The sequence below is a fragment of the Streptomyces sp. WM6378 genome (genome assembly GCF_001279695.1).
Taxonomy (GTDB): domain Bacteria; phylum Actinomycetota; class Actinomycetes; order Streptomycetales; family Streptomycetaceae; genus Streptomyces.
In genome coordinates this window covers 1-26797 of the sequence record NZ_LGDD01000361.1, presented here as the reverse complement: position 1 = coordinate 26797, position 26797 = coordinate 1, and the positions used below count along the sequence as shown (strand labels likewise).

Here is a 26797-nt window from a genome sequence, read left to right as displayed (position 1 = left end):
CCACAACATTCTGCGGCTGCGCCGCGCGGCCCCCAGCGGGCTAGTGGTGGAACGCCGTCGCCACCGATTCGTCCCGGCCCAGCGGGCCGGGCTGTTGGCGCAGTTCCGGCAGGAGGCGGCCCAGGTCCTCCAGGAGCAGCGCCCCCAGGTCCGAGGAGAAGCCGTTGCGGCAGACCACCCGCAGCACCGACAGGTCCTGCCGGTTCGCCGGGAAGGTGTAGGCCGGGACCAGCCAGCCCCGCTCGCGAAGACGCCGGGAGACGTCGAACACGTCGTACCGGTGCACCTCCGGCAGCGTCGTGAAGGCGAACACGGGCAACTCGGTGCCCCGGGTGAGGAGTTGGAAGTCTCCGAGCGCCTCGATCCGCTCCGCGAGCGCCCGCGCGACGTCGCGGGTGGTCTGCTGCACCGCCCGGTAGCCTTCGCGCCCGAGCCGCAGGAACGTGTAGTACTGCGCCACCACCTGCGCCCCCGGCCGCGAGAAGTTCAGGGCGAAGGTCGGCATGTCGCCGCCGAGGTAATTCACTCGGAAGACCAGCTCCTCGGGGAGCTCGGCCGCCGTGCGCCACAGCGCCCAGCCCACCCCCGGGTACACGAGCCCGTACTTGTGCCCGGAGGTGTTGATCGAGGACACCCGGGGCAGCCGGAAGTCCCACACCAGGTCCTCGTCGACGAAGGGCGCGACCATCGCCCCGGACGCCCCGTCGACGTGCACCGGGATGTCCAGACCCGTACGCTCCTGCAAATCGTCGAGCGCCGCGCACAGCGCGCCGATCGGCTCGTACGACCCGTCGAAGGTCGAGCCGAGCACCCCGACGACGCCGATCGTGTTCTCGTCGCAGAGCGCGGCGGCGGCCTCGGGGTCGAGGTGGAAGCGGGAGCCCTCCATGGGCACCTGACGCGCCTCGACCTCCCAGAAGTTGCAGAACTTCTCCCAGCACACCTGCACGTTCACACCCATGACCAGGTTCGGGCGTGCCTCGCGGGAGGGGTAGCGGTCCGCGTTGCGCTGCATCCAGCGCCGCTTCAAGGCCATCCCGGCCAGCATGCACGCCTCGCTCGACCCGGTCGTCGAGCAGCCCACCGCCGTGTTCGGGTCCGGCGCGTGCCACAGGTCGGCGAGCATGGCCACGCACCGCCGTTCCAGCTCGGCGGTGCGCGGGTACTCGTCCTTGTCGATCATGTTCTTGTCCCGGCACTCGGCCATGAGCACCCCGGCCTGCGGCTCCATCCAGGTGGTGACGAACGTCGCCAGGTTGAGCCGGGCGTTCCCGTCGAGCATCAGCTCGTCATGGACCAGCTGGTACGCGGTCGCCGGGGCCAGTGGCCGGTCGGGCAGCCGGTGCCGCGGCGGCGCGGAGGTCATCGAGCCGACCGGGTCGGCCTCCCCGTAGAAGGGGTTCAGCGCGAGCCGCCCGTACTCCTTCTCGTCGGCGTGCTCCTTCTCGCTGCCGCCGCGATGCAGTGCCATGGAGGGTCAACCACCTTTCTGGGAAGGGGAGTTGGTGCGGAGTGACGTGCGCTCAGTTCCGGGTCAGGACCACCGCGGTCCCGTACGCGCAGACTTCCGTACCCACGTCCGCCGCCTCCGTCACGTCGAAGCGCATCATCAGGACCGCGTTCGCGCCGCGCGCCTTCGCCTGCTCCACCAGCCGTTCCATCGCCTGGTTCCGCGTCTCGACCAGCGTCTTGGTCAGGCCCTTCAGCTCGCCGCCGATCATGGACTTGAGGCCGGCGCCGATCTGGCTGCCCAGGTGCCGGGAGCGTACGGTGAGGCCGAAGACCTCCCCGATGACCTGTTGCACGGTGTATCCGGGTACGTCGTTGGTGGTCACCACCAGTACGTCCGACTGCGGGCCCTGTCCGCCGCCGTAGTCCTCGATGCCCATGTGGTTCCCCTTCGGTAGCCCTTGTCGGCCCTACTCAGCCTGCCCCTGGAACCACGACTTCGCGCGTTACGTTGATAACTTTGGCTGCCGACGGCAGACAGCCCGCCCGACACCCACACCCAGGAGCCCGGTACCCGTGACTTCCCTTGCCCTCGGGCCGAGCTGGCTGGACCCCGACTACCTGCTGGGGACCTTCGGCCTGGCCGGCCTGCTGATCATCGTGTTCGCCGAGTCCGGGCTGCTCATCGGCTTCTTCCTGCCGGGCGACTCGCTCCTGTTCACCACCGGTCTCCTGGTCACCACCGGCAAGCTGGACACCCCGCTGTGGCTGGTGTGTGTCCTCGTCGTGCTCGCCGCGGTCCTCGGTGACCAGGTGGGCTATCTGTTCGGCAAGAAGGTGGGGCCGTCCCTCTTCAGCCGGCCCGACTCGAAGCTCTTCAAGCAGGAGAACGTCGAGAAGGCGCACGAATTCTTCGAGAAGTACGGCCCGAAGTCGCTGGTCCTGGCCCGCTTCGTGCCGATCGTGCGGACCTTCACGCCGATCATCGCGGGCGTCAGCGGCATGAACTACCGCCCGTTCGTCACCTTCAACGTCATCGGCGGCACCCTGTGGGGCGCGGGCGTCACGCTGCTCGGCGCGGCCCTGGGCAACGTCGACTTCGTCCACAAGCACATCGAGCTGATCCTCGTCGCGATCGTGCTGGTCTCGGTCGTCCCGATCGCCATCGAGTTCCTGCGGGCCCGCTCCAAGGCGAAGAAGAACCCGCAGGCGGCAGACGGGCAGGCACCGCCGCGCGGCGGTCGCCACGCCAAGCGCTGACCCCGCTCCGGGCGCCTAGAACCCGCGGGTCCGCTTCGCCGCCGCGCGGCCCGCGCCCGGTGCCCGCAGGAAGAGGCGGGCGATCTCGTTGCCGAGGTTCACGCCGATCGCGATGGCCAGGGCCAGCGCCGCCGCCTTGGCGAGCGAGGCGATGCCCTGGTCCGTGTGCTTCTGGGCGATCGAGAGGACCCCGAAGTACATGGCGCTACCGGGCAGCAGCGGGCCGATCGCGGCGGTGACGTACAGCAGCGCCGAGGTGTTCCAGTACCGCGAGAGCAGCTGGCCGAAGAGGCCGACCAGGCCGGCCGCGACCGCCGTCGCCATGATCGGCGAGCCCTTCGCGGTGACCGCGATCGCGGCGTAGATCACCCAGGCGACCGCGCCGTTCGAGGCCACGATCAGCACGGTGGAACGGTCCTGCTGGAGGAGGACCGCGAACGTCAGACAGAGCACGAACGACGCCAGGATCTGGACGACCGGGCGGTCGATGGGCTTGAACGTGCCCTCCGGGTTGAGCTCGGCGTGGATCTGGAGCCCGCCGTAAAGGACGGTCAGGACGCCGGCGACGATCGCGACGAAGAAGTACCCGACTTCGAGCAGCCGCGCGGACGCGGTGACGTAGAAGCCGGTCAGGCCGTCCTGGACGGCCGCCACCAGGGCCCGCCCGGGGATCAGCGCGAACAGGCCACCGGTGATCACCGCGGACGGACTGAGGTCCCAGGAGGACTGCAGGCTGAGCGCGACGCCCATCGCGGCGGGCGGCATCGCGGCCACCACGAACTGGTAGAACTCCGGCAGCCCGCGGGACGCGCACAGCCAGGCGAGCCGGTCGCCGAGGACCGCGCCGACCGCCGCCGCAAGGAACACCGCGACACCGCCGCCGAGCAGCACGGAGGCCGCTCCGGCTAGCAGTCCGCAGGCGGTGGTCAGGACCCAGCCGGGGTAGGGGTGGCGGTTTCGGCGTATCTCCGCGAGGCGCCGGTAGGCCTCCTCAAGGGAGACCTCGTGGTCCTCGCTGGTCATGTCCGTGACGAGCCGGTGCACGGCCGCCAGCCGGGTGTAGTCGGTGCCGCGGCGGCGTACCGTGCGGTTGGCGGTCACCGGGTCGTCCACGAGGGACGGCTGGTGCGTGATGGCCAGCATGGTGAAGGTGACCGTCGGCTCGCAGCGGTCCAGGCCGTAGCTGCGGCAGATCGCGAACATCGCGGCCTCGACGTCCTCGGCGCCCTCGCCGCCCGAGAGCAGCAGTTCGCCGATACGCAGCGTCAGGTCGAGCACGCGGGGCACGGCGGGGCCGGTGTCGTCGTGCTTCTGGACCGGCTCGGCCACCGGCCGGTCGCCCACCGGCATCCGCAGCATGGTGCGCATCCGGTCCTGCCAGGGCGCGTCCTTGGACAGCCGCACCAGCGGCAGGCCCGCCGTGGTGATCAGGGCGTTCGGGGTGTCACGGGCGCTGTAGCTGCTCGGCGTCGCGAACGCGGAGGCCGGCTGGTCGGCGGGCGCCTCGACGACCGGGGTGGCGAGGCCGGCGGGCAGCGCGAACTCGGAGGTGGGCGAGTCCTCCTCGGGCACCTGCGGCTGCTCCACGCCCTCGGGGGGTGCGAAGGCGCTGCGTGCCTCGTCGGACTGCGGTTTGCGGTCCTCGATCGTGTCGTGCTGCTCGGCCACCACTGGTCCCGTGCCTCCCTCCGGCCGCTTGGGTGCGTGTGCCCAGTATGTGGTCGGTCATGAGCCGATACGACAGCGGGCGGCGCACCGTGAAGGTGCACCGCCCGCTGTTCACGGAAGATCGCGCGTCAGTGCGCGCCGCCCTGCGCCTCAAGGCGCTTGTAGGAGGCCTCGACCTCGGCCTCGGCCTCGACGCGGCCGACCCAGTTGGCGCCCTCGACGGACTTGCCGGGCTCCAGGTCCTTGTAGACCTCGAAGAAGTGCTGGATCTCCAGGCGGTCGAACTCGGAGACGTGGTGGATGTCGCGCAGGTGCTCCACGCGCGGGTCGGACGCCGGGACGCACAGCAGCTTGTCGTCGCCGCCGGCCTCGTCGGTCATCCGGAACATGCCGATCGCGCGGCACTTGATGACGCAGCCGGGGAACGTCGGCTCGTCCAGCAGGACCAGCGCGTCCAGCGGGTCGCCGTCCTCGCCGAGGGTGTCCTCGACGAAGCCGTAGTCGGCCGGGTAGCTGGTCGAGGTGAAGAGTCGACGGTCCAGACGGATCCGGCCGGTCTCGTGGTCGACCTCGTACTTGTTCCGCGACCCCTTCGGGATCTCGATGGTGACGTCGAACTCCACGGGTGGCTCTCCTCCATGATCAGCACATGCATCGGACGGGGCTGCGTCGCCGCCGTGTTCCCGGCCGGACGCAGTTCTGGTGATTAAGTGTCCCTCACGCAGGTGTGTGATCGCGAAAGGGGCTGGTCCTCGGTGCCGGGACCCAAGACATGGCAGCTCACAGCGGGTGCGGCGGCGGTCGGCCTGGCACTTTCGGCCGGGGCCGTGGCCCTCGCCGGACCGTGGGACTCAGGCCAGCGTACGGCCGAGCGTGACCGGGCCGCATCGTGGGAAGCCAGGGGTGGCGCACATCACGGACCCCCAGCGGATCCGGACGCTCCGGCTCCGGCGCCGAGCGCGCCCAGCGTGCTCGCGGCCCTCGGCGCCCCGGCCGCGGCCCCCGTACCGGCCGCCCTTCCCGCGGCCCTGGACCAGCTGCTCGCCGACCCGGCGCTCGGCCCGCAGCCGGCGGCCTCGGTCCTGGACACGGCCACCGGGCGGGTGCTGTACGCCGTCCGGGCGGACGCGGCCATGACACCGGCCTCCACCGTGAAGATCGCCACCGCGACCGCTGTGCTCAGCGCGCTCCCGCCCGACCACCGCTTCGCCACCAGGGTGGTGGCCCCGGCCGGCGGCACCGCGCTGACCCTCGTCGGCGGCGGCGACCCCACCCTGGACAGGACGCGCCTGGCCGCCCTCGCCGACGACACGGCCCGTGCGTTGCGGTCGCGATCGCTCAACCACGTACAGCTGGCGTACGACATCTCGTTGTTCAGCGGTCCCGCGGTGCATCCGATCGGGGCGAACGAGAACCTGGCGCCGGTCGTCGCCCTGATGACCAACGAGGGGCGTACGGACGATTCCGACAGCGGGCCCGCGGCGCGCACCTCCGATCCGGCGGGCGACACCGCGCGGGCCTTCGCCGAGTTGCTGCGCGCCCGCGGGGTGCAGGCGGACGCGCCGGTGCAGGGGGCCGCGCCTGCCGGTGCGAACCCGGTGGCGAGCACGCTGTCGGCGCCGCTGCCCGAGATCGTCGAGCGGATGCTGACCAACAGCGACAACGACATCGCCGAGGCCCTGAACCGCGCGACCGCGATCGCGACCGGCAGGCCCGCGAGCTTCGAGGGCGGCGCCGAGGCGGTGCCCGCCCAGCTCGCCAAGCTCCAACTCCCTTTGAACGGGGCCGTGTTCGCGGACGGAAGCGGCCTGAACCGCGTCGACAAGGTCACCGCGGGCCTGCTCACCCGGCTGCTCGCCAAGGCCGCCGACCCGGCCAGGACCGAACTGCGCCCGATCCTCACCGGCCTGCCCGTCGCCGGCTTCACCGGCACCCTCAGCGCCCGGTACGGCACCGCATCCGCGGCGACCGGCCTGGTCCGCGCGAAGACCGGCACGCTGGGCGGCGCGGGGGTCAACACCCTGGCCGGGACGGTCGTGGACGCGAGCGGCCACCTCCTCGCGTTCGCGTTCCTGTCCGCGGGGACGCCGGGCGCCGACCCCGCCCCCGTACAGAAGGCGCTCGACCGTCTTGCCACCCGGCTCACGGCGCACTGAGCGGCGCCGACCGGGTTCCCTCGCGGGGCCGACAACGTACGGTTGACGCATGACTGGCATCGGCGGTGCAGGTACCTCTGGGATGGTCGACTGGAACCTCGCGGTCGCGACCGCGACCCGACTGGTGCGGCCGGGTCCCGACGTGAGCCGCGACGAGGCACGTGAGATCGTCGCCGAGCTCCGCCGGCACGCCAAGGCCGCCGAAGAACACGTACGGGCGTTCACCCGGATGATCCCGGAGGGCGCCGAACCCGAGGACACCCCGGTCCTGGTCGTCGACCGGGCCGGCTGGGTGCGGGCGAACGTCGCGGGCTTCCGCGAGGTCCTGCGGCCCCTCCTCGACAAGATGCAGGAACGCCGCGGGAACATGCCCGGCGGGGCCGTGCTCGGCGCGGTCGGCGGCAAGGTCACCGGCGTCGAACTGGGCATGCTCCTCAGCTTCCTGTCCTCGCGGGTGCTCGGCCAGTACGAGACCTTCGCGCCCGCGAGCCGGGAGCTTCCGGCGGCGCCGGGCGGCGGGGGGCGGCTGCTCCTGGTGGCGCCCAACATCGTGCACGTCGAGCGCGAACTCGACGTGGCCCCGCACGACTTCAGGCTCTGGGTGTGCCTCCACGAGGAGACCCACCGCACCCAGTTCACGGCCGTGCCCTGGCTGCGGGACCACCTGGAGGGCGAGATCCAGTCATTCCTCGGCGAGACCGAGGTCGACCCGATGACGGTTCTGGAGCGGCTGCGCGAGGCCGCCCAGTCCCTGGCCGGGGGCCGTCCCGAAGGCGAGGAGGGCGAGGAGGGGCGCTCGCTCGTGGAGCTGGTGCAGACCCCGGCCCAGCGCGAGATCCTCGGCCGGCTCACCGCCGTCATGTCGCTGCTCGAAGGCCACGCGGACTACGTGATGGACGGGGTCGGGCCGCAGGTAGTGCCCTCGGTGGCCGAGATCCGTGAGAAGTTCAAGGAGCGCCGGGCCAAGGGGGCCTCCCGGCTCGACATGGCGCTGCGCAAGTTGCTCGGCCTCGACGCCAAGCTGCGCCAGTACCGCGACGGCGAGCGCTTCGTGCGGGCCGTGGTGGACCAGGTCGGCATGGACGGCTTCAATCGGGTGTGGACGTCGCCGAACACGCTCCCCACCAAGACCGAGATCGCCAATCCGGCGGACTGGGTGGCGCGGGTGCACCGCAAGGCGGACTCCTGACGCGAAAAGCCGCCGGTGGGCGGGTGTCAACGCGGGAATCACCCATCCGAGGGACCGTGGGGCATGGGTAGGCGTGCAATGCTCGGGTAACGGCTCTGTTCTGTCACCATCTACGCACTCTGTGTGACTGAACGTCCCTCCTGCTCCCTCTGCTCCCTCTGATTCCCCCCGCTTCCTCTCCGCGCCAGAGGCACCCCCCAACACCGAAGGGCACCGGACATGGGTCCCCATCCTGCGGTCGCAGCGATACGCCTGGCGGTTCGCCGCGTACTCCACGACGTACTGAACGAACACTCCCGCGACCATGAGAGCGCCGCTGCCGCCGTGACCGCGGGAGCCACCGCCGGTCGCGGAACCGGCCTGCGCACCGCGCCGCCCGAGCCCCTCGTGCTCGTGGCCTGCTCCGGCGGCGCCGACTCCATGGCGCTCGCCTCCGCCCTCGCCTTCGAATCCCGCAAGCTCTCGCTGCGCGCCGGCGGCATCACCGTCGATCACGGTCTGCAACACGGCTCCGACCTGCGGGCCGCCGAGGTCGTCTCCCGCATGACCGGCCTCGGCCTGGAGCCCGCCGAGGCCATCGCCGTCCACGTGGGCCGCGAGGGAGGACCCGAGGCCGCCGCCCGGGACGCCCGCTACGCCGCCCTGGACGCCGCCGCCGAGCGCCACGGCGCCGCCGCGATCCTGCTCGGCCACACCCGCGACGACCAGGCCGAGACCGTGCTGCTCGGCCTCGCCCGCGGCTCCGGCACCCGCTCCCTGTCCGGCATGGCCGCCGTCTCGGGGGCGGCGGGCCGCTACCGGCGCCCCTTCCTGGAGCTCGACCGCCAGACCGCCCGCAAGGCCTGCATGGTGCAGGCGCTGCCCGTCTGGGACGACCCGCACAACGCCGACCCCGCCTACACCCGCTCCCGGCTGCGCCAGGAGGGCCTGCCCGCCCTGGAGAAGGCGCTCGGCAAGGGCGTCGTCGAGGCGCTCGCCCGCACCGCCCAGCTCTCCCGTGACGACGCCGACGCCCTGGACGCCTGGGCCCTCCAGGCGGACGCGACCGTACGGGACGACGCCGGGCTCCTGGACTGCGCGAAGCTGTACGCGCTGCCGCCCGCCGTGCGCCGCCGCATCGTGCGCCGCGAGGCCATCGGGGCGGGCGCGCCCGCCGGTTCGCTCTTCGCCCGCCATGTGGAGGAGGTCGACAAGCTGATCACCAGCTGGCGCGGCCAGCGGGCCATCAATCTCCCCGGCCGCGTCGTGGCCCGTCGGCAGGGTGGCAGACTGGTCATTCGGCAGGGCTGAGCTCACGCACGTAACTCGGCTCGCGCACGGACAACAGAACCCCCCAAGAAAGCGGCCCGGGTGAACGAGAAGGACATGGGCACCGACCTCCAGTCGGTGCTCATCACCAAGGAAGAGATCGACGCGAAGCTGGCGGAGCTGGCCGGGAAGATCGACGCGGAGTACGCGGGCAAGGACCTGCTCATCGTCGGTGTCCTCAAGGGCGCCGTCATGGTCATGGCGGATCTGGCCCGCGCGCTGTCCACCCCCGTCACCATGGACTGGATGGCCGTCTCCTCGTACGGTGCGGGCACCCAGTCCTCCGGCGTCGTGCGGATCCTCAAGGACCTCGACACCGACATCAAGGGCAAGCACGTCCTGATCGTCGAGGACATCATCGACTCGGGCCTGACCCTGTCGTGGCTTCTCTCCAACCTCGGATCGCGCGAGCCCGCCTCCCTTGAGGTCTGCACGCTGCTCCGTAAGCCGGATGCCGCAAAGGTCGCGATCGACGTGAAGTGGATCGGCTTCGACATTCCCAATGAATTCGTCGTGGGTTACGGCCTCGACTATGCCGAGAAGTACCGCAATCTCCCCTTTGTCGGGACGCTCGCGCCGCACGTGTACGGCGGCTGACGCAACCCGGCCCGTTCGGGGAACCACAGCCCTCTTCCCGCCGTTGGAGCAGGGGAAGGGCCCTTTGTCACCCGTACCGTGCGACCACGGGTGACAATGCTGGGGTACCGTCCGAAGAACAGTCTTTACACACAGTCTTAGTCACACTCACAGCAGCATTTACCTACGGGCAGGAGGGACGGGGCGTTCTCGCTCCGTATGGATGGACGTGAAGCGATACTTCCGTGGGCCGGTCATGTGGATCGTGCTGGCCGTCCTCGCCGTGGTCGTGTTGATGCAGGTCGTCGGCTCGTCGGGCGGCTACAAGACGGTCGACACATCCGATGTCGTTCAGGCGATCAACAACAAGCAGGTCGAACAGGCCAAGATCACCACTGGCGACAGCCAGGTCATCAAGATCGACCTGAAGGACGGCCAGAAGGTCAAGGGCAGCAGCAAGGTTCAGGCCAACTACATCGGTGACGCCCAGGCGACCGACATGGCCACCCAGCTGCAGACCGGAGTGAAGGGCGGTGACATCCCGAAGGGGTACACCGTCTCGCCCGACAAGCAGAACCCGTTCCTCGGGATCCTGCTGTCCCTGCTCCCCTTCGTCCTCATCGTCGTGGTCTTCCTGTTCCTGATGAACCAGATGCAGGGCGGCGGCTCCCGAGTCATGAACTTCGGGAAGTCCAAGGCCAAGCTCATCACCAAGGACACCCCGAAGACGACCTTCGCCGACGTGGCGGGGGCCGACGAGGCCGTCGAGGAACTCCACGAGATCAAGGAGTTCCTCCAGGAGCCGGCGAAGTTCCAGGCCGTCGGCGCCAAGATCCCGAAGGGCGTGCTGCTGTACGGCCCGCCCGGTACGGGCAAGACGCTGCTCGCCCGCGCCGTCGCGGGTGAGGCCGGTGTCCCGTTCTACTCGATCTCCGGTTCCGACTTCGTCGAGATGTTCGTCGGTGTCGGCGCCTCGCGTGTCCGTGACCTCTTCGAGCAGGCCAAGGCGAACGCCCCGGCGATCGTCTTCGTCGACGAGATCGACGCCGTGGGCCGGCACCGTGGCGCAGGCCTCGGCGGCGGTCACGACGAGCGCGAGCAGACCCTCAACCAGCTGCTCGTCGAGATGGACGGCTTCGACGTGAAGGGCGGCGTCATCCTGATCGCCGCCACGAACCGGCCCGACATCCTCGACCCGGCGCTGCTGCGCCCCGGCCGTTTCGACCGCCAGATCGCGGTCGACCGCCCGGACATGCAGGGCCGGCTGGAGATCCTCAAGGTCCACCAGAAGGGCAAGCCGGTCGCGCCGGACGTCGACCTGTCGGCCGTCGCCAGGCGCACCCCGGGCTTCACTGGCGCCGACCTTGCGAACGTGCTGAACGAAGCGGCGCTCCTGACGGCGCGCAGCGACCGGAAGCTGGTCGACAACAACGCGCTGGACGAGGCGATCGACCGCGTCGTGGCGGGTCCGCAGAAGCGGACGCGGATCATGTCCGAGAAGGAAAAGAAGATCACCGCGTACCACGAGGGCGGTCACGCCCTGGTCGCTGCGGCTTCCCCCAACTCGGACCCGGTCCACAAGATCACGATCCTGTCGCGCGGCCGGGCCCTGGGTTACACCATGGTCCTGCCGGACGAGGACAAGTACTCGACCACGCGCAACGAGATGCTCGACCAGCTGGCGTACATGCTGGGCGGGCGCGCGGCCGAGGAGCTCGTCTTCCACGACCCGACGACGGGCGCGGCCAACGACATCGAGAAGGCCACGGCCACCGCCCGCGCGATGGTCACGCAGTACGGCATGACCGAGCGTCTTGGCGCGATCAAGTTCGGTGGCGACAACACCGAGCCGTTCCTCGGCCGTGAGATGGCGCACCAGCGCGACTACTCGGAAGAGGTCGCGGCGCTCGTCGACGAAGAGGTCAAGAAGCTCATCGAGACGGCGCACAACGAGGCCTGGGAGATCCTGGTCGAGAACCGCGACATCCTCGACAACCTGGTCCTGCAGCTCCTGGAGAAGGAGACGCTGGGCAAGGAGCAGATCGCCGAGGTCTTCTCGGGCATCGTCAAGCGCCCGGCCCGTCCGGCCTGGACCGGCTCCTCGCGGCGTACGCCGTCGACGAGGCCGCCGGTGCTCTCGCCCAAGGAGCTGGCACTCACCAACGGTGCCGCCGCCACCAACAACGGCTCCGTGCCGATGGACAAGCCCACGGAGGCCCTCCCGGCCCCCGAGGACCGTCCCGAGAGCTGAGCACCCGGGCCGCACCGGCCCCGGAATGCATGCCGCGCCCCCCAGGTTTTAGCCTGTGGGGGCGCGGGTGTTTTCCGGCCACGCGCATGAATGACAGTCGAGGAACGAGGCACAGATGACCGACCCGGTGACGCTGGACGGCGAGGCGCAGATCGGCGAGTTCGACGAGAAGCGGGCCGAGAACGCCGTGCGCGAGCTCCTCATAGCGGTCGGCGAGAACCCGGACCGCGAGGGCCTCCAGGAGACGCCGGCGCGCGTGGCGCGGGCCTACCGGGAGATCCTGGCGGGTCTGCGGCAGGAGCCCGAGGACGTGCTGACGACGACGTTCGACCTGGGGCACGACGAGATGGTCCTGGTGAAGGACATCGAGATCGTCTCGCTCTGCGAGCACCACCTGCTGCCGTTCCACGGCGTGGCGCACGTCGGCTACATCCCGGCGGAGTCGGGCAAGATCACGGGCCTGTCGAAGCTGGCCCGCCTGGTGGACGTGTTCGCCCGCCGCCCCCAGGTCCAGGAGCGCCTCACCACCCAGGTCGCGGACTCCCTGATGCGCATCCTCGAAGCGCGCGGGGCGATCGTGGTGATCGAGGCGGAGCACATGTGCATGTCGGTACGCGGCATCCGCAAGCCGGGCGCGAAGACGACGACCTCGGCGGTGCGCGGCCAGCTCCGCGACCCGGCGACGCGCAGCGAGGCGATGAGCCTGATCATGGCCCGCTGACGCTGACCAGTTGAGCCTGATCATGGCCTGCTGACCACTCGTCGGCTCATTCGTCGACCCCGTGAGCTCAACTCCCGTACGGGAACGGGCTGTTGGGGCGTGCACGGAACGGCCCCGGCCGCCTGCTCGGCAGGTGGCCGGGGCCGTTCCGCACAGCCGGTATGGCGGAGGGTCAGGTGGCCGGGGCCTTGTTGTCGTCCTCGTCGTCGGGGAGCTTGCAGATGCGTTCCAGGAACAGGGCGGCCGCTACGACCCCGATGCCGGCCAGGACCGAGAAGCCGGCGTAGATCGCCTGGTCGCGGCGGGCCGGCACATCGAGATAGCTGAGCAGATAGACGCCGGTGCCGCCGTACATCCCGCACACCAGGGCCGCGACCAGCGCGCTGGCCTGGCCGAAGACCACCGCGCGGGCGGCCATCAGGGGCTCGACGCCCTTGGCCCCCGGCCGGCGCTCGCGCTGGGCGCGCAGCCGGGCGCGGATGGACAGGGCGGTGGCGAGCAGGATGACCGCGATCACCCCGAGCACGATGGGCGCCGCGATCGGCACGCTCGGCAGCGTGGAGACCGAGTCCCACAGCCGGGCGCCCGCCCAGGAGAGCACCCCGGCGACGACGAACAGACCGGCCAGCACGCCCAGGCGCAGTTGCTTCACGGAGTAGTGCCCTTCGGGTCTTGGGAGATCGACCTCAGAAGCGTAACGACTACTCGGGCAGCCGGAGTTCCAGATCGGCGCGGGGCAGCACTCCGGCGCGGCCGACGTCGCTCAGCAGGTCGGCGACCGAGCCGTGTCCGGGCAGCTGTGCCTCGGGCTCCACGTCGTGCCAGGGGGCGAGCACGAAGGCCCGCTGGTGGGCGCGCGGGTGGGGGAGGGTCAGGACCGGGTCGTCCGAGATCACGTCGGCGTAGGCAACGATGTCCACGTCGATGGTGCGCGGGCCCCAGCGCTCGTCGCGGACCCGGTCGAAGGCCTCCTCGATGGCGTGCCCGCGCTCCAGGAGGGAGGCCGGCGGCAGGGTGGTCTTCACGACGACGACCGCGTTGAAGTACGAGGGCTGGGAGCCCGCCTCGACGCCCCAGGGCTCGGTCTCGTACACCGGCGAGACGGCTTTGACGCGCAGGCCCGGGGTGTCCTCCAGGGCGTCGATGGCGCCCTGGAGCGTCTCCAGGCGGTTGCCCAGGTTCGAGCCGAGCGCGATGACGGCGCGGCGCGGGTTGGAGAGCGTCACATCGGCCGCGTCCACCTGCTCGACCACGGAGGCGGGCACAGGCTGTACGGTCGGGTCGCTCTGCGCGGCCCCTTGCGAATACACGCTCATACTCGGCTCCGGGTGATCGTGATGGTCACGTCGTCGAACGGGACGGTGATCGGCGCGTCGGGCTTGTGCACGACCACCTCCACCTCCTGGACGCCTTCGTGCTTGAGGCACTGCTGGGCGATCCGCTCGGCGAGCGTCTCGATCAGGTCGACGGGCTCGCCCTGGACGACGTCCACGACTTCTTCCGCCACCACGCCGTAGTGCACGGTCTTCGCCAGGTCGTCGTCCGCCGCCGCCAGGCGGGTGTCGAGGCCGAGCACCAGGTCGACGATGAAGGTCTGGCCCTCTTCGCGTTCCCGGGGGAAGACGCCATGGTGCCCACGGGCCTTGAGGCCGCGCAGCGCGACACGATCCACGCGAATCACTCCTGCTGTCGTTGGTCAGACGGACATGCGGCCGCGTGCGGGCGGCACGGTGCCCACGATCGAATCTACCTGCGGGCACTGACAGTGCTCGCCCACGGGGGCTATGGACAGAACCGGACAGGCCTGGTAGCCGCCCCTACCCGATGGCTCCGGATTCAATCCTCCAAGGCCCCCGATCGTGCCCGGAGTCAGTCCTCTTCCGGCTCTCCGTCGCCCGATTCGGCGAGCACCGGCGAGCCGTGGTGGGACCAGAGCCGCCAGCCTCCGGATGTGCGGCGGAACACATTGGTGGCGACCACGAGCTGGCCGACGAGCGGACCCAGCTCGCCGCTCTCCTCGGCGGGGCCGCCGCTGAGGATGTTCTCGGTGCAGGTGACCAGGGCGGTGTCGCCGAGGATGACGACCTTCACATCGGTCAGGAAGAACTGGATGTACTCGGTGTTCGCCATGATCAGCGCGTACGAGCGGAGCACTTCGCCGCGCCCGGAGAGCACCGGCCAGCCCGGGTGGACGCAGGAGATCCCGGTGTCGCCGGCCTCGGTGGCGTCCAGCCAGAGGTCGGACAGCTCGTCGAAGTCGCCCCGCTCCAGCGTCTCGTAGAACGCGGTGTTGACGCGCTCGACGGCCTCGCGCTCGGTGCGCGGGCTCACCGGGCTCCCTCGACGGCACGCGCCACGCGGACGGCGTCGGCGGTGGCCCGCACCTCGTGGACGCGGACCGCCCAGGCGCCCTCGTGGGCGGCGATGGCGGAGACGGCGGCGGTGGCCGCGTCGCGCTCCCGGGCGGGCGGCGGGGCGCCCTCGTCGCCGGCCAGGACGTGGCCCAGGAACCGCTTGCGGGAGGCGGCGACCAGGACGGGACGGCCGAGCGCGCGCAGTTCGGCGAGGTGGGCGACCAGGGCGAGGTCGTGCCCGGCCTGCTTGGCGAAGCCGAGGCCGGGGTCGATCACGAGGCGCTCGGGGGCGATGCCGCCCGCGATGACGGCCTCCATGCGGTGGTGGAGCTCGGCGACGACCTCGCCGACCACGTCCTCGTACACCGCGCGGCTGTTCATGTCCTGGCTGAAGCCGCGCCAGTGCATGACGACGAAGGGGGCGCCGGTGGCGGCGACGGCGGGGATCATCGCGGGGTCCGCGAGGCCGCCGCTGACGTCGTTGACCAGGACCGCGCCGGCGACGATCGCCTGCTCGGCGACGCGGGCGCGCATGGTGTCGACGGAGACGGTGACGCCCTCGGCGGCCAGGCCCCGTACGACGGGTATGACGCGGCGCAGCTCTTCGGTCTCGTCCACGCGGGAGGCGCCGGGGCGGGTCGACTCGCCGCCGACATCGACGAGGTCGGCGCCCTCGGCCACCAGGTCGAGGCCGTGCTTGACGGCGGTGGAGGTGTCGAACCACCGGCCGCCGTCGGAGAAGGAGTCGGGCGTCACATTGACCACGCCCATGACCGCGCAGCGGTCCCATTCGGGCAGGCCTTCGACGGAACCCCGCCCGTTCCACGTACTCATACGTCAAGCGTAGGCGTCAGCCCGGCGTTCCCGGACCACGCTCGGGGGTGGCGAAAAGGCGCTGGAGGAGATCGTGCAGGGCGACCCGGTCGGCGTCGGGCAGGGCGTCGAGGGCGCCGTGGGTGGCGAGCATGCCGGTGCGGACGGTCTCCACGGTGCGGATGCCGTCGTCGGTCAGGACGACGTTCTTGACGCGGCGGTCGGTGGCGCTCGGCTCGCGGCGCACCAGGGCGCGGGCTTCCAGGCGGTCGATGATCCCGGTCACGTTGGAGGCGTCGCAGTGCAGCGTGGTGGCGAGCGAGCGCATGGAGGCGGGGCCCCGGCGCAGCACGGTCAGGGTCTTGGCCTGGCTGGAGGTGAGGCCCTCGTCGGCGGCGGCCGACGTGAAGTCGCCGTAGAAGCCGGCCAGGGAGTCCCAGATGGCGTCCATGAGCGTGGCGTTGCTGACGGCGGTCGGGCGGCTGGTTCCAGGCATGCCGTCCACTGTACTCGCGGTTCGAGCGAAACTTGACTACCTAAACCTTTGATGTTTACCTTCATTAAGTTGCTTGAGGTAATCAAGCTTCGATCGACTCAAGTACCTCCTCCTGCCGTACGGAAGAAAAAGTGACCACTAACCAACGCCCCAGCGGCGGTACAGGGCTCGTCCTGGTGCTCGGCCTCGCCGCCATGGTCGTCTCGATGATGCAGACCCTGGTCGTGCCGATCCTCGGGATCATCCAGAACGACCTCGGCACCACCACCTCGGGCGTCAGCTGGGTCACCACCGCGACCCTGCTCTCGGCGGCCGTCTTCACGCCGCTGCTCGGCCGCTTCGGCGACATGCACGGCAAGAAGCCGACGCTGATCGGTGTGCTCGTCGTCATGGTCGCGGGTTCCGTGCTCGCCGCCACCACCAGCTCGCTGGTGCTGCTGATCGTCGGCCGGGTGCTCCAGGGCGCGGCCACCGCGATCTTCCCGCTGGCCCTTTCCGTACTGCGTGAGGAGATCCCGCCGCAGAAGCTGCACGGCGCGATGGCGCTGGTCAGCGGCACCCTCGCGTTCGGTAGCGGCCTCGCGCTCGTCGGCGCCGGCCTGCTCACGCAGGGCTCGCACCCCGACTACCACCGGGTGTTCTGGCTCGCCGTGATCCTCGCGGTCCTCGCCCTGATCGCGGTCATCGCGGTCGTGCCGGCCTCCCGTACGAAGACGGGCGGGCGCACCGACTGGTTCGGCGCGGCCACCCTGGCGGCCTTCCTGGTGCTGCTCCTGCTGCCCATCTCGCAGGGCCACGAGTGGGGCTGGTCCTCCGGCCGTACGATCGGGCTCTTCGTCGGCGCGGTCGTGATGGCCGGGGTCTGGGTCCTGGTCGAGCGCAAGGTCGCCGAGCCCATGGTGGACATGCGGATGTTCGCGCACCGGCCGGTGCTCTTCACCAACCTGGCCGGGCTGCTCCTCGGCTTCGCGATGTTCTCGCAGTTCATCGGCGTCTCCTACCTGGTGCAGATGCCGGACAGGCTGACCGGGTACGGCTTCTCGGCGTCCGTGCTGCGCGCCTCCGTCGAGTACCTGCTGCCGACCACGCTGGTCTCGCTGATCGCCGCGCCGCTGGGCGGGCAGCTCGTGGGGCGGATCGGGGCGCGCTTCACGCTCGCGGCGGGCGCCGCCTTCGGTGTCCTGGGCTTCGCCTGGCTGACCGGGGCGCACGACTCGACGGCGTCCGTGATCCTCGCGGGCATGCTGATCGGTGCCGCGATCAGCTTCGGGTACGCGGCGATGCCGGCGCTCATCGTGGCGAGCGTCCCGCACCACCAGACGGGCATCGCGAACGGGATCAACTCGATCTCGCGCTCGGTGGGCTCCGCGATCGCCAGCGCGGTGATCACCTCTCTCCTTGCCTCGAAGGTGATCTCCGGCCTGCCGGCCGGGGTGCCGCCGCTGCCGGCCGAATCGCAGTTCACGCTGAGCTTCGCGCTCGCCGGGATCGCGTTCGTGCTGGTCGTGGGCGTGGCTCTGGTCGGGCTGTCCTCCGACAAGTCGCGTGCGCGGCGGGTTGAGGCGTCTTCGGCGGATGCGCCGGAGCCGGAGCTGGAACGCGCCTGACCCTTCGGGGGCGGGCCCCCGAACCCCCTTGGGCTCTGCCCCGGGGGGTTTGCCCGCAGGGGGTGGGTCGGTTCGGCTCCTGGGGCGTTTGCCCACCCACCCGTGCAAGGGGTGGGAGGGCGGGTTCGGCCCCTGGGGCCCTGCCCCAGACCCCGGGGCGCTTGCCCACCGGGGTTGGCTGTCCTCGGCCTTCCTGGGGCTCCGCCCCAGACCCCAGGACGTTTGCCCACCGCCCACCCGTTGCTCAGCGTTGGTCGGCCCGAGCCCTGGGGCTGCGCCCCAGCCCCCTGAGGGGCTCCGCCCCAGCCCCCTGAGGGGCTCCGCCCCTCGGACCCTGGCGGGGACTTCGTCCCCTGCACCCCTTGCTGGGCTGCGCCCTTCGGACCGCGCCTGCGGGGACTTCGTCCGCTGCACCCCCTGCGGGGCTCCGCCCCCCGGACCCCCACGCAGGGATCTTCGTCCCCTGCACCCCTTCCGGGGGCTCCTCTCCGGCCCCGGTTCGCCGCCTGAAGGGCGCTCGGCCTCAATCTCACCCAAGGCCTTGAGGGCCAGGGGGACCCCATGACGGGCTGAAGACGCCGGTACCGGCCGAGGTGGATCCGGCTAGGGGCGCGGGGCTGTGACATTCTGCGGCTCCGCCGCGTGGGCGCGAGCAGCCACGCACGGTCTGCGGTCGAAGGCGGGGTTGGGGGCGCGGGGAACTGCGCGACCAGCCACCCACGGTCCGCAGCCGACCCCACCCACCCCCGGAGGGTCTAGGGAAGGGGCGGGGTGGGGGAAACGCAGAACCCCGGCCCGAGCCCCCCCCGCAGGGGGACCCAGGGCCGGGGTTCGGGCGGCGGGGGTGGTGCTACGCCGCGCTTACCTCTCGCTCCGCGGGGGCCACGTGCGCGCACGCCCGGTCCCGCCGCGCCGCCCGGGTGAGGCGGGCGAGCGGGCCCGGGAGGCCCAGGTTCACGAAGCCCTCCGCCTGCATCACGGCGAAGCCGATGCGGGGGAGGTCCGCGTGGGCCCGGTAGACCATGAAGCGGGGCTCCCAGCGCGGCTGGAACTTCGCGTTGAACTTGTACAGCGACTCGATCTGGAACCAGCGGGACAGGAAGACCAGGAGGCCGCGCCACATGCGCAGGACCGGGCCCGCGCCGATCTTCTCGCCGCGCGCCAGCGCCGAGCGGAACATCGCGAAGTTCAGGGAGACCTGACGTACGCCGATCTTCTCGCAGGCCTGCAGCGAGGCCACGATCAGGAGCTCGTTCATGCCGGGGTCGGCCGAGCGGTCGCGGCGCATCATCTCCAGGGACATTCCGTCCTTGCCCCAGGGGACGAAGTGCAGGATGGCCTTCAGGTCGCCGTAGGGGGAGGGTGCCGCGCCCTCGTCGTCGGCCTTGTGGGCCGTCGCGATCACACAGTCGCCGTCGTTCGGGTCACCGATGCGGCCGAGCGCCATCGAGAAGCCGCGCTCGGTGTCCGTGCCGCGCCAGTCCTCGGCGGCCCGGCGGATGCGCTCCAGCTCCCCGTCGGAGAGGTCACGGACGCGCCGTACGCGGGTTTCGTAGCCATTGCGCTCGATGCGCTTGACCATCTGGCGTACGTTCCGCATCGCGCGTCCGGCGAGGGAGAAATCCGCGACGTCCACCACCGCCTCGTCACCCAGCTCCAGGGCGTCGAGCCCGGTCTCGCGGGTCCAGACCTCGCCGCCGGTCTCCGAGCAGCCGACGACCGCCGGGGTCCAGGAGTGCGCCTTGGCCTCGTCCATGAAGCGCTCGATGGCGCCGGGCCAGGCCTCGACGTCGCCGATGGGGTCGCCCGAGGCGAGCATCACACCGGAGACCACGCGGTAGGTGACGGCCGCCTTGCCGCTGGGCGAGAAGACGACGGCCTTGTCGCGGCGCAGCGCGAAGTGGCCGAGCGAGTCGCGGGCGCCGTGCTTGGCGAGCAGCTCGCGGAGCTTGTGCTCGTCGTCCTGGGTGAGGCGGGCCGCCGGGTGCTCGGGGCGGAACGCCAGGTAGATCGTGGTGACCGCGGTGAGCAGGCCGAGCGCGCCGAGAGAGTAGCCGACCGTCCAGCTGGTCTTGCCCTGGTACTCGACCGGGCCCTCGAAGCCGAAGAGGCCGAACATCACGTGCTGGATGCGGTCCACGATGCTCGGGTTGCCGACGGTGCGGTTGGGGTGGACGCTCACGATGACCAGGCCCAGGCCCAGCGACCCCGCTCCCATCAGGAAGAAGTTCGCCACCGCCTTCCAGCGGCTGCGCGGGTCGGGCAGCGCGGTGAACTCGCTCCGGTGGCGGATGAGCAGCGTGAGAAGTACCAATGAGATCAGCACGCCCACAATGGAGTGCCGGTACCAGAACTGGGCCACCGCCCCGATGGGCAGCAGCACCACGGCGGCCCGCCAGGCTCGCCGCTTGCGGCGCTTCAGGCCGTGCGCGAGGAGCAGCAGGAGGATGCCGGCGCAGAGCGCCACGGCCGCCGCGAAGGGGCCGAAGGTGCCCGGCAGCACCTCGCTGACCGTGTGGAACCGACTGTGCCGGACGCGATCGAAGACTCCGGCCGCGACGTCCAGGAGGCCCACGATCGTGCAGGCCGTACCGACCAGCTTGGGAACCGACTCGGGGCGCGGCCCGCGGAGGACCTTTCGTACACGAGTCGGAACCGATCCGTTTTTGTCCCCATCTATCCTGACAGACATCGCTTCCCGTGACTCCGCGAGAGATTCAGTTGGCCGGGGGACGGCGTCCGCACCGTCCAGCCGGACAATTTGCGCCCTCTAGGACGGGACTTCAGGGGGGCGGGTTCCCTCGGTCTCAGGAAAATCTCAGCCAGAAAGTTTCAACGACTCATGGGTCTCACGAGCAACAAGGTTCTGGCACTCGCCGTGTTCTTGGCGGTGGTGCTGTTCGCCGTCACCATCTGGTTGTGGCCGCGCCTGGCGCGTCGCAGCTGGAAGGCCGTGACGGGCCGGATCGGGCTGCTGCTCGCGACCCAGCTGGCGATCTTCGCCTCGGTCGGTCTGGCCGCGAACAACTCGTTCCTGTTCTACGGGTCCTGGGCGGACCTGTTCGGGCAGGAGCAGGACATGGGCAAGGTCGTCGACCACTCGGCGGGCGGCAAGAACATCCAGGTCGTCGGCAAGCAGAAGCCGGACACCCCGGGCGCGGGCAAGCCGCAGCTGGGCGGCGAGATCCAGAAGATCGTGCTGGCCGGAGAGAAGTCGAAGATAACGAGCCCGGCCTACGTCTATCTGCCCCCCGAGTACTTCCAGAAGGCGTACGAGAACAAGACCTTCCCGGCCTCGATCGTGCTGACCGGCTACCCGGGCACCGCCGAGAACCTGCTCAAGGGCCTCAGGTACCCGAAGACGGCCTGGGCGCAGGCCAAGCAGAAGAAGATGCAGCCGATGATCCTGATCATGATGCGGCCGACGGTGGCGGGCCAGCGGGACACCGAGTGCGTGGACATACCGGGCGGCCCGCAGACCGAGACGTTCTTCGCCAAGGACGTGCCGGGCGCGATCTCCGCGAACTACCGGGTCGGCACCAAGCCCCAGAACTGGGGCTTCATCGGCAACTCGACCGGCGGCTACTGCGCCCTGAAGATCGGCATGCACCACCCCGAGCAGTTCGCGGCGAGCGCCGGTCTCTCGGCGTACTACAAGGCGGCCGACGACCCGACGACCGGTGACCTCTTCCACGGCAACAAGCAGGAGGAGAACCGCGCCAACCTGCTGTGGAGCCTGGACCACCTCAAGCCCGGCAAGTCGTCCTTCCTGGTCACGAGCTCGCTGTCGGGCGAGGAGAACTTCAGGCCGACCCAGGCCTTCATCAAGAAGGTCAAGGCGCCCGGACGCGTCTCCTCGATCACCCTCGACAGCGGCGGCCACAACTTCAACACCTGGCGCCGCGAGATCCCGCCGACCCTGGAGTGGATCAGCGGCCGGCTCAGCGCGAGCTGACCGACTCGACCTTCACCTCGGTCCGGGGCACCGCCTGGGCGTCCGCGTCGATGGAGCGGCGCAGCGCCTCGTGGAGCCGGGCCGGGGTGAGGACGCCGAGGAAACGGCCCCGCTCCTCGCGGTCGATCACGGCGATCCAGCCCGCGTCGTGCTGGAGCATCGTCGCGAAGGCCTGCTTGAGCGAGGCGCCCACCGGAAGCCAGGCCTCCATGCGGCGGGCGTGCTCGCGGACCGTGCCCTTGCCCACTCGGGCCTGCTCCGCGGAGATCCAGCCGTGCAGGTTGTCCTCGCCGTCCAGGACGACCGCCCAGCGCGCGACGTCGGCGGGCAGCGGGTCGTCGAGGTGGACCACGGGCGGCTGCTCCAGGTCACCCTCCTCGATGGGGGTCACCGAGAGCCGCTTGAGCCCCCGGTCGGCGCCGACGAAGTCCGCCACGTACTCGGTCGCGGGGGCGCCAAGGACCGCGGCGGGGGCGTCGAACTGCTCGATGGCGCCCTGCCCGTAGACGGCGATGCGGTCGCCGAGGCGGACCGCCTCCTCGATGTCGTGGGTGACGAACAGGACCGTCTTGCGCACCTGCGACTGGAGCCTGAGGAACTCGTTCTGCAGCCGCTCGCGCACCACCGGGTCGACCGCGCCGAACGGCTCGTCCATCAGCAGCACGGGCGGATCGGCCGCCAACGCCCTTGCCACGCCCACCCGTTGACGCTGGCCGCCGGAGAGCTGCTCCGGATAGCGCGAGCCGTACGTCGTCGGGTCGAGCCCCACCAGGTCGAGCAGTTCGGCCGCGCGCTCGCGGGCCGCGGCCTTCTTCACGCCGAGCAGGTGCGGGACGGTCGCGGTGTTCTCCAGGACCGTCTTGTGCGGGAAGAGCCCGACCTGCTGGATGACATAGCCGATACGGCGCCGCAGTTGAACGGGATCGACGGTCGATATGTCCTCACCGTCCAGGAATATCCGCCCGCTGGTCGGCTCGATGAGCCGGTTGACCATTTTCATCGTCGTGGTCTTGCCGCACCCGGACGGGCCGACCAGGGTGACCAGTTCACCCTCGGCCACCTCGAAGGACAGGTCGTCCACGGCGATGGTGCCGTCGGCGTACCGCTTGGTGACGTGCTCGAACCGGATCATGGGTCCCCATTGTGAAGGCTGGTGGGCGCGCTTGTGTGAAGCCCATGTTGCTGTAATGCAAAGGCCCGAGGCGATTGTCAGTGCTCGGGGATAGGGTCTTCAGGAACGAATCGAACACCAGGGGGAGGTGGGAGAGTGGCGCAGAACTGCCTGGCGGCGAACGACTGGATTTGCTGGGAGTACGTCAGCTCCCGGAGCCAGGAGCTGACCGACGCGACGGTCCAGCACGTATGGATCACCGCGGTGTCGGTCCTCATAGGCCTGCTCATCGCCTTCCCCCTCGCGCTGCTCGCCCGCGGGCGCAAGGGCGTCGCGGCCACCGTCCTCGGCTTCACGACCGTGCTCTACACCGTCCCGTCGCTGGCGATGTTCGCCCTGCTGCTCCCGGTGTTCGGCCTCTCGGCCGGCCTGGTGATCACGGGCCTGGTGCTGTACTCGCTGACGATTCTCGTACGGAACATCCTGGCCGGGCTCGAATCGGTGCCCTCCGACGCCCTGGAGGCGGCCCGCGGCATGGGGTACGGGCGGATACGGCTGCTCTTCGAGGTCGAGCTGCCGCTCGCGCTGCCCGCGCTGATGGCCGGGCTCAGGATCGCCACGGTGGCCACCGTCGCGCTGACCACGATCGGCTCGCTCGTCGACCACGGCGGCCTCGGCAACCTCATCGAGCAGGGCCTGCCCACCTTCTTCAAGGCGCAGATCCTCACCGCCTCCGTGCTGTGCGTGGCGCTCGCGATCGCCGCCGACCTGCTGCTCCTCGGGCTCCAGTGGCTGCTCACCCCGTGGACCCGGATCCGTACGGCGAAGGCGGTCTGAGCGATGGGAGTCTTCACACAGGCCTGGACGTGGCTGACCACGGGCGCCAACTGGTCGGGGGAGGACGGCGCCTGGCACCGGCTCGGTGAGCACGTGTACGTCAGCGCGCTCGCCCTCGTCGTGTCCTGCCTGGTCGCCCTGCCGCTCGCGCTGTGGCTCGGGCACATCGGCAAGGGCGGCGCGCTCGCCGTCAACATCTCCAACATCGGCCGGGCGATACCCGTCTTCGCGGTGCTCGCCCTGTTCATGGTCACCCCGCTGCGCAACGCGGGCTATCTGCCCACCGTGATCGCCCTGGTCCTTTTCGCGGTGCCGCCGCTGCTCACGAACGCCTACGTCGGCATGCGCGAGGTGGACCGGGCGGCGGTGGAGGCGGCCCGCGGCATGGGGATGTCGGGGCGTCAGCTCTTCCTCCAGGTGGAACTGCCGCTCGCCTACCCGCTGATCATGACGGGCCTCCGCTCGGCGGCGGTCCAGATCATCGCCACCGCGACGATCGCCGCGATGGCCGGACTCGGCGGGCTCGGCCGGATAGTCACCGAGGGGTTCGCGGTGTACAACACCCCGCAGGTGGTGGCGGGGGCGATGCTCGTGGCGGCGCTCGCCCTGCTGGTGGAGGGCGTCCTGGTGGCGGTCGACCGCCTGTTCAGCCCGCTGCGCAAGCGTGCGTGACCCCGTGCTCCAGCGACTCCTGCGATCTCGTAGTACCCGTGGTCCCGTTGATCCCGTGACGTCTCCTGAATGGTGAACCTTTCCATGAGCAAGATCCTGCGCACGACCGGTCTGGCACTCGGCACCCTGGCCCTGGCCGGCACGCTCGCCGCGTGCGGCGGCGACAGTCTGGAGAAGAGCAAGAGCAGTTCGAGCGGTTCCGGCGGGTCCAGCAGTACGGGCGGCGGGAAGAAGGGCTCGCTGGTGATCGGCGCGGCCGGCTTCACCGAGTCCGCGGTCCTGGCCGAGCTGTACTCGCAGGTCCTGGCCGACGCCGGGTACTCGACCTCGGTCACCACCGTGAAGAACCGCGAACTGTACGAACCCGCCCTGGAGAAGGGCGAGATCGACGTCGTACCGGAATACGCGGCCACGCTCACCGAATTCCTCAATGCCAAGGCGAACGGCGCCAACGCGAAGCCCGTCGCCTCCAGCGACGTCGCGGCCACCGTGACCGCCCTGACCAAGCTCGCCGGGCCGCGCGGACTGAAGGTTCTGCCCGCGGGTGAGGCCGTGGATCAGAACGCGTTCGCGGTGACCAAGGAATTCGCCGCCAAGAACAACCTCAAGACCCTTTCGGACCTGGGCACTTCCAAGGCCAAGGTGAAGATCGCCGCCGGTGACGAGTGCAAGATCCGGCCATTCTGCGCGCCGGGTCTGACCTCGAAGTACGGCATCGACGTCACCGGCATCGACCCCAAGGGCGTCGGCACCCCGCAGGCCAAGCAGGCCGTCAAGGACGGGGTGGACCAGCTCGTCCTGACCACCACGACCGACGCGACCCTGGACACCTACGGACTCGTGCTGCTCCAGGACGACAAGAAGCTGCAGAACGCGGACAACGTGCTGCCGGTCGTCAATGCCAAGGACGCGGGCGGCCAGGAGATAGCTGATGCGCTCGGCAAGCTGACCAAGGCTCTGACGACCGCCGATCTGGTCGATCTCAACCGCAAGGTGGACGCCGAGCGGGCCAAGCCGGCCGATGTCGCGAAGGCCTATCTCCAGTCGAAGGGGCTGATCAAGAAGTAGCCGAATTTGGCGATTCGAGTAACTACAGGGGAACAGATTGACGGGCGGGGGTCCATATGGTGTCTACGCACGGTAAATTTCAGGCCATGCCACGTGGACGCCACCGTCATTCCCCTCCGCTGCACCGGCTCCTCCAGCCGTCGGCCGTCGCCGGCGTCTCGGTCATATGCGCCGGTGGCGCCTGGCTCTTCGACCAACCCACGGCGCTGCGGGCGTTGGCCGCCGCGGCCGCTGCGGCCTGCGTCACCGGCTCGGTGCTCATGCGCGCCTGGGACCGGGCCGCGGGCCGCCGCGTCGCCGAGCTGACCCGCTCGCGCGCGGCCGACCAGTGGCGCACCGAAGAGCGGATCGCCGAGCTGGAGACCGAGTTGGAGGAGTCGCGCGAGCTGCGCGGCCGCCTCGACGCCAAGCTGCGCACCAAGCGCATGGAGCTGGCCGGGCTGCGCGGCGAGCACGCGGCCCTGCTGCGGCGCTACGCCAACGCCGAGACCGAGCGGGCCAGCGCCCTCGAAGGCCGGCGTCAGCTCGCTCTGGAGGCGGGCCCCAAGGCGTTGATGCCGTCGGGCAGCACGCCGACGCCGGCCTCCTACCTCGCGGCCGCCCGCGCCCTGGAGTGCCTCTCGCTCAGCGCCGAACGCCAGGCGAAGGCACGGGCCGAGGCCGGTGCGGCCAGCTCCCGCGCCGAGTCCCGGGAGGCGGAGGAGCCGCAGGGGAAGCCCGCGGCGGCCCTCGGCAGCGGGGAACACACCCGCCCGGCGGCCGCCCTCACCGCCCAGCCCCGCCAGGCCGAACTGCCCGCGGCCCCGGCGCCGGTGGCCTCCGCCGTGGTGCCCTACCTCGCCCGCCGCGCGGTCCGCCCCGAGGGCCGCTTCGACTTCTTCGGCACGGCCGGCGAGCAGCAGGCGGCCGCCGCGATCGAGGCCGTACAGGACGAGGACCTGGCCGACGTGATCGGCGAAGAGGCCCTCGCGGACCGAGCGCAGCAGGGTGGCGGCCCGGACAAAACGGTGGGCGAGGTCATCGACCTGACGGCCCATGACGAGACGGAGCAGTTGGACGTGGCGGAACTGAGGACGGCCATCTCGTAGTCCGGGGTGCGCTGGGGCTCCGCCCCAGACCCCGGGGAGCCCCCACCCCCACCCCTTCCCGAAACCCGCCGGGGGTGAGATGTCTGGGGGCGGCCCGGCGGTCGTTCCTGGGGCTCTGCCCCAGACCCCGTTCGCGCCTGAAGGGCGCTCGTCCTCAAACTCCCCCAAGGCCTCAAGGGCCAGGGGGGACCCCCATGACAGGCTGAAGATGCCTGTAC

At 70.6% G+C, this 26797-nt stretch carries 25 protein-coding genes; 13 read left to right on the top strand and 12 right to left on the bottom strand.

What is annotated here, in order from left to right; translation table 11 throughout:
* Positions 1 to 40: 40 nt before the first annotated feature.
* Together ADK54_RS42460 and ADK54_RS42455 are read right to left on the bottom strand one after the other, a co-directional pair.
* The gene (locus ADK54_RS42460) at positions 41 to 1471 is read right to left on the bottom strand and encodes a glutamate decarboxylase (RefSeq protein WP_053731220.1); all 1431 of its coding nucleotides are present in this window, start codon (positions 1469 to 1471) and stop codon (positions 41 to 43) included.
* A gap of 52 nt (positions 1472 to 1523) precedes the next feature.
* Positions 1524 to 1889, bottom strand: a complete 366-nt coding sequence (locus tag ADK54_RS42455; RefSeq protein WP_053731219.1) for a YbjQ family protein — start codon at positions 1887 to 1889, stop codon at positions 1524 to 1526.
* Positions 1890 to 2025: 136 nt separating this feature from the next.
* Here ADK54_RS42455 and ADK54_RS42450 point away from each other — a divergent pair, with 136 nt between their 5' ends.
* A complete protein-coding gene (locus ADK54_RS42450; RefSeq protein WP_053731218.1) occupies positions 2026 to 2709 on the top strand; it encodes a DedA family protein in 684 nt (227 codons plus the stop codon).
* A gap of 15 nt (positions 2710 to 2724) precedes the next feature.
* Here the strand turns inward: ADK54_RS42450 and ADK54_RS42445 are convergent, their stop codons facing one another.
* A complete protein-coding gene (locus ADK54_RS42445) occupies positions 2725 to 4380 on the bottom strand; it encodes a threonine/serine ThrE exporter family protein (RefSeq protein WP_053731217.1) in 1656 nt (551 codons plus the stop codon).
* A 125-nt stretch (positions 4381 to 4505) separates the two neighbouring features.
* The gene (locus ADK54_RS42440) at positions 4506 to 5000 is read right to left on the bottom strand and encodes an inorganic diphosphatase (protein ID WP_053731216.1); all 495 of its coding nucleotides are present in this window, start codon (positions 4998 to 5000) and stop codon (positions 4506 to 4508) included.
* A gap of 132 nt (positions 5001 to 5132) precedes the next feature.
* On the opposite strand from ADK54_RS42440, the gene dacB reads away from it, so the two are divergent.
* From dacB to folE, 6 genes are all read left to right on the top strand, one after another.
* On the top strand, positions 5133 to 6533 hold the full coding sequence (gene dacB, locus ADK54_RS42435) for a D-alanyl-D-alanine carboxypeptidase/D-alanyl-D-alanine-endopeptidase (protein ID WP_053731215.1): 1401 nt from the start codon (positions 5133 to 5135) through the stop codon (positions 6531 to 6533).
* A 49-nt stretch (positions 6534 to 6582) separates the two neighbouring features.
* Positions 6583 to 7722: a zinc-dependent metalloprotease gene (locus ADK54_RS42430; protein WP_053731214.1), complete on the top strand. Its 1140-nt coding sequence runs from the start codon at positions 6583 to 6585 to the stop codon at positions 7720 to 7722.
* A 219-nt stretch (positions 7723 to 7941) separates the two neighbouring features.
* Positions 7942 to 9012 carry a tRNA lysidine(34) synthetase TilS gene (gene tilS / locus ADK54_RS42425; RefSeq protein WP_053731213.1) on the top strand — a complete coding sequence of 357 codons (1071 nt, stop codon included), beginning with the start codon at positions 7942 to 7944 and terminating at the stop codon, positions 9010 to 9012.
* 75 nt (positions 9013 to 9087) lie between these two features.
* Positions 9088 to 9627 carry a hypoxanthine phosphoribosyltransferase gene (gene hpt / locus ADK54_RS42420; RefSeq protein ID WP_053731222.1) on the top strand — a complete coding sequence of 180 codons (540 nt, stop codon included), beginning with the start codon at positions 9088 to 9090 and terminating at the stop codon, positions 9625 to 9627.
* A gap of 202 nt (positions 9628 to 9829) precedes the next feature.
* Positions 9830 to 11857, top strand: coding sequence for an ATP-dependent zinc metalloprotease FtsH (gene ftsH / locus ADK54_RS42415; RefSeq protein ID WP_053731212.1), 2028 nt, complete (start codon positions 9830 to 9832; stop codon positions 11855 to 11857).
* A gap of 115 nt (positions 11858 to 11972) precedes the next feature.
* A complete protein-coding gene (gene folE / locus ADK54_RS42410) occupies positions 11973 to 12578 on the top strand; it encodes a GTP cyclohydrolase I FolE (protein ID WP_053731211.1) in 606 nt (201 codons plus the stop codon).
* Between the two features lie 172 nt (positions 12579 to 12750).
* On the opposite strand, the gene ADK54_RS42405 is transcribed toward folE, so the two are convergent.
* The 6 genes from ADK54_RS42405 to ADK54_RS42380 form a co-directional block, all read right to left on the bottom strand.
* Positions 12751 to 13230 carry a DUF3180 domain-containing protein gene (locus ADK54_RS42405; protein ID WP_053731210.1) on the bottom strand — a complete coding sequence of 160 codons (480 nt, stop codon included), beginning with the start codon at positions 13228 to 13230 and terminating at the stop codon, positions 12751 to 12753.
* Between the two features lie 49 nt (positions 13231 to 13279).
* Entirely contained in the window at positions 13280 to 13894 is a 615-nt protein-coding gene (gene folK, locus ADK54_RS42400; RefSeq protein ID WP_053731209.1) for a 2-amino-4-hydroxy-6-hydroxymethyldihydropteridine diphosphokinase, read from the bottom strand.
* Complete coding sequence (gene folB, locus ADK54_RS42395; protein ID WP_053731208.1) at positions 13891 to 14250, bottom strand: dihydroneopterin aldolase; 360 nt, start codon at positions 14248 to 14250, stop codon at positions 13891 to 13893. The genes folK and folB overlap by 4 nt, the downstream gene beginning before the upstream one ends.
* A gap of 197 nt (positions 14251 to 14447) precedes the next feature.
* Entirely contained in the window at positions 14448 to 14909 is a 462-nt protein-coding gene (locus ADK54_RS42390) for a nuclear transport factor 2 family protein (RefSeq protein ID WP_053731207.1), read from the bottom strand.
* Positions 14906 to 15766: a dihydropteroate synthase gene (folP, locus tag ADK54_RS42385; protein WP_053731206.1), complete on the bottom strand. Its 861-nt coding sequence runs from the start codon at positions 15764 to 15766 to the stop codon at positions 14906 to 14908. The genes ADK54_RS42390 and folP overlap by 4 nt, the downstream gene beginning before the upstream one ends.
* 16 nt (positions 15767 to 15782) lie before the next feature.
* Positions 15783 to 16241: a MarR family winged helix-turn-helix transcriptional regulator gene (locus ADK54_RS42380; protein WP_053731221.1), complete on the bottom strand. Its 459-nt coding sequence runs from the start codon at positions 16239 to 16241 to the stop codon at positions 15783 to 15785.
* Between the two features lie 131 nt (positions 16242 to 16372).
* Here ADK54_RS42380 and ADK54_RS42375 point away from each other — a divergent pair, with 131 nt between their 5' ends.
* Positions 16373 to 17848: an MFS transporter gene (locus tag ADK54_RS42375; protein WP_053731205.1), complete on the top strand. Its 1476-nt coding sequence runs from the start codon at positions 16373 to 16375 to the stop codon at positions 17846 to 17848.
* 850 nt (positions 17849 to 18698) lie between these two features.
* Here ADK54_RS42375 and ADK54_RS42370 read toward each other — a convergent pair.
* Positions 18699 to 20540 (bottom strand): phosphatidylglycerol lysyltransferase domain-containing protein, encoded by a 1842-nt coding sequence (locus ADK54_RS42370; RefSeq protein WP_078967075.1) that lies wholly within the window; start codon positions 20538 to 20540, stop codon positions 18699 to 18701.
* Positions 20541 to 20690: 150 nt separating this feature from the next.
* Here ADK54_RS42370 and ADK54_RS42365 point away from each other — a divergent pair, with 150 nt between their 5' ends.
* Positions 20691 to 21803 (top strand): alpha/beta hydrolase, encoded by a 1113-nt coding sequence (locus tag ADK54_RS42365; protein WP_053731203.1) that lies wholly within the window; start codon positions 20691 to 20693, stop codon positions 21801 to 21803.
* On the opposite strand, the gene ADK54_RS42360 is transcribed toward ADK54_RS42365, so the two are convergent.
* Entirely contained in the window at positions 21790 to 22935 is a 1146-nt protein-coding gene (locus ADK54_RS42360; protein WP_053731202.1) for an ABC transporter ATP-binding protein, read from the bottom strand. The two genes, ADK54_RS42365 and ADK54_RS42360, sit on opposite strands and share 14 nt — an antisense overlap.
* Before the next feature lie 135 nt (positions 22936 to 23070).
* Between ADK54_RS42360 and ADK54_RS42355 the strand changes: the two genes are divergently transcribed.
* From ADK54_RS42355 to ADK54_RS42340, 4 genes are all read left to right on the top strand, one after another.
* On the top strand, positions 23071 to 23751 hold the full coding sequence (locus tag ADK54_RS42355) for an ABC transporter permease (RefSeq protein WP_053731201.1): 681 nt from the start codon (positions 23071 to 23073) through the stop codon (positions 23749 to 23751).
* Between the two features lie 3 nt (positions 23752 to 23754).
* Positions 23755 to 24423, top strand: a complete 669-nt coding sequence (locus ADK54_RS42350; protein ID WP_053731200.1) for an ABC transporter permease — start codon at positions 23755 to 23757, stop codon at positions 24421 to 24423.
* 84 nt (positions 24424 to 24507) lie between these two features.
* On the top strand, positions 24508 to 25491 hold the full coding sequence (locus tag ADK54_RS42345; RefSeq protein ID WP_053731199.1) for an ABC transporter substrate-binding protein: 984 nt from the start codon (positions 24508 to 24510) through the stop codon (positions 25489 to 25491).
* Between the two features lie 86 nt (positions 25492 to 25577).
* Complete coding sequence (locus ADK54_RS42340) at positions 25578 to 26579, top strand: hypothetical protein (protein ID WP_053731198.1); 1002 nt, start codon at positions 25578 to 25580, stop codon at positions 26577 to 26579.
* Positions 26580 to 26797 lie beyond the last annotated feature (218 nt).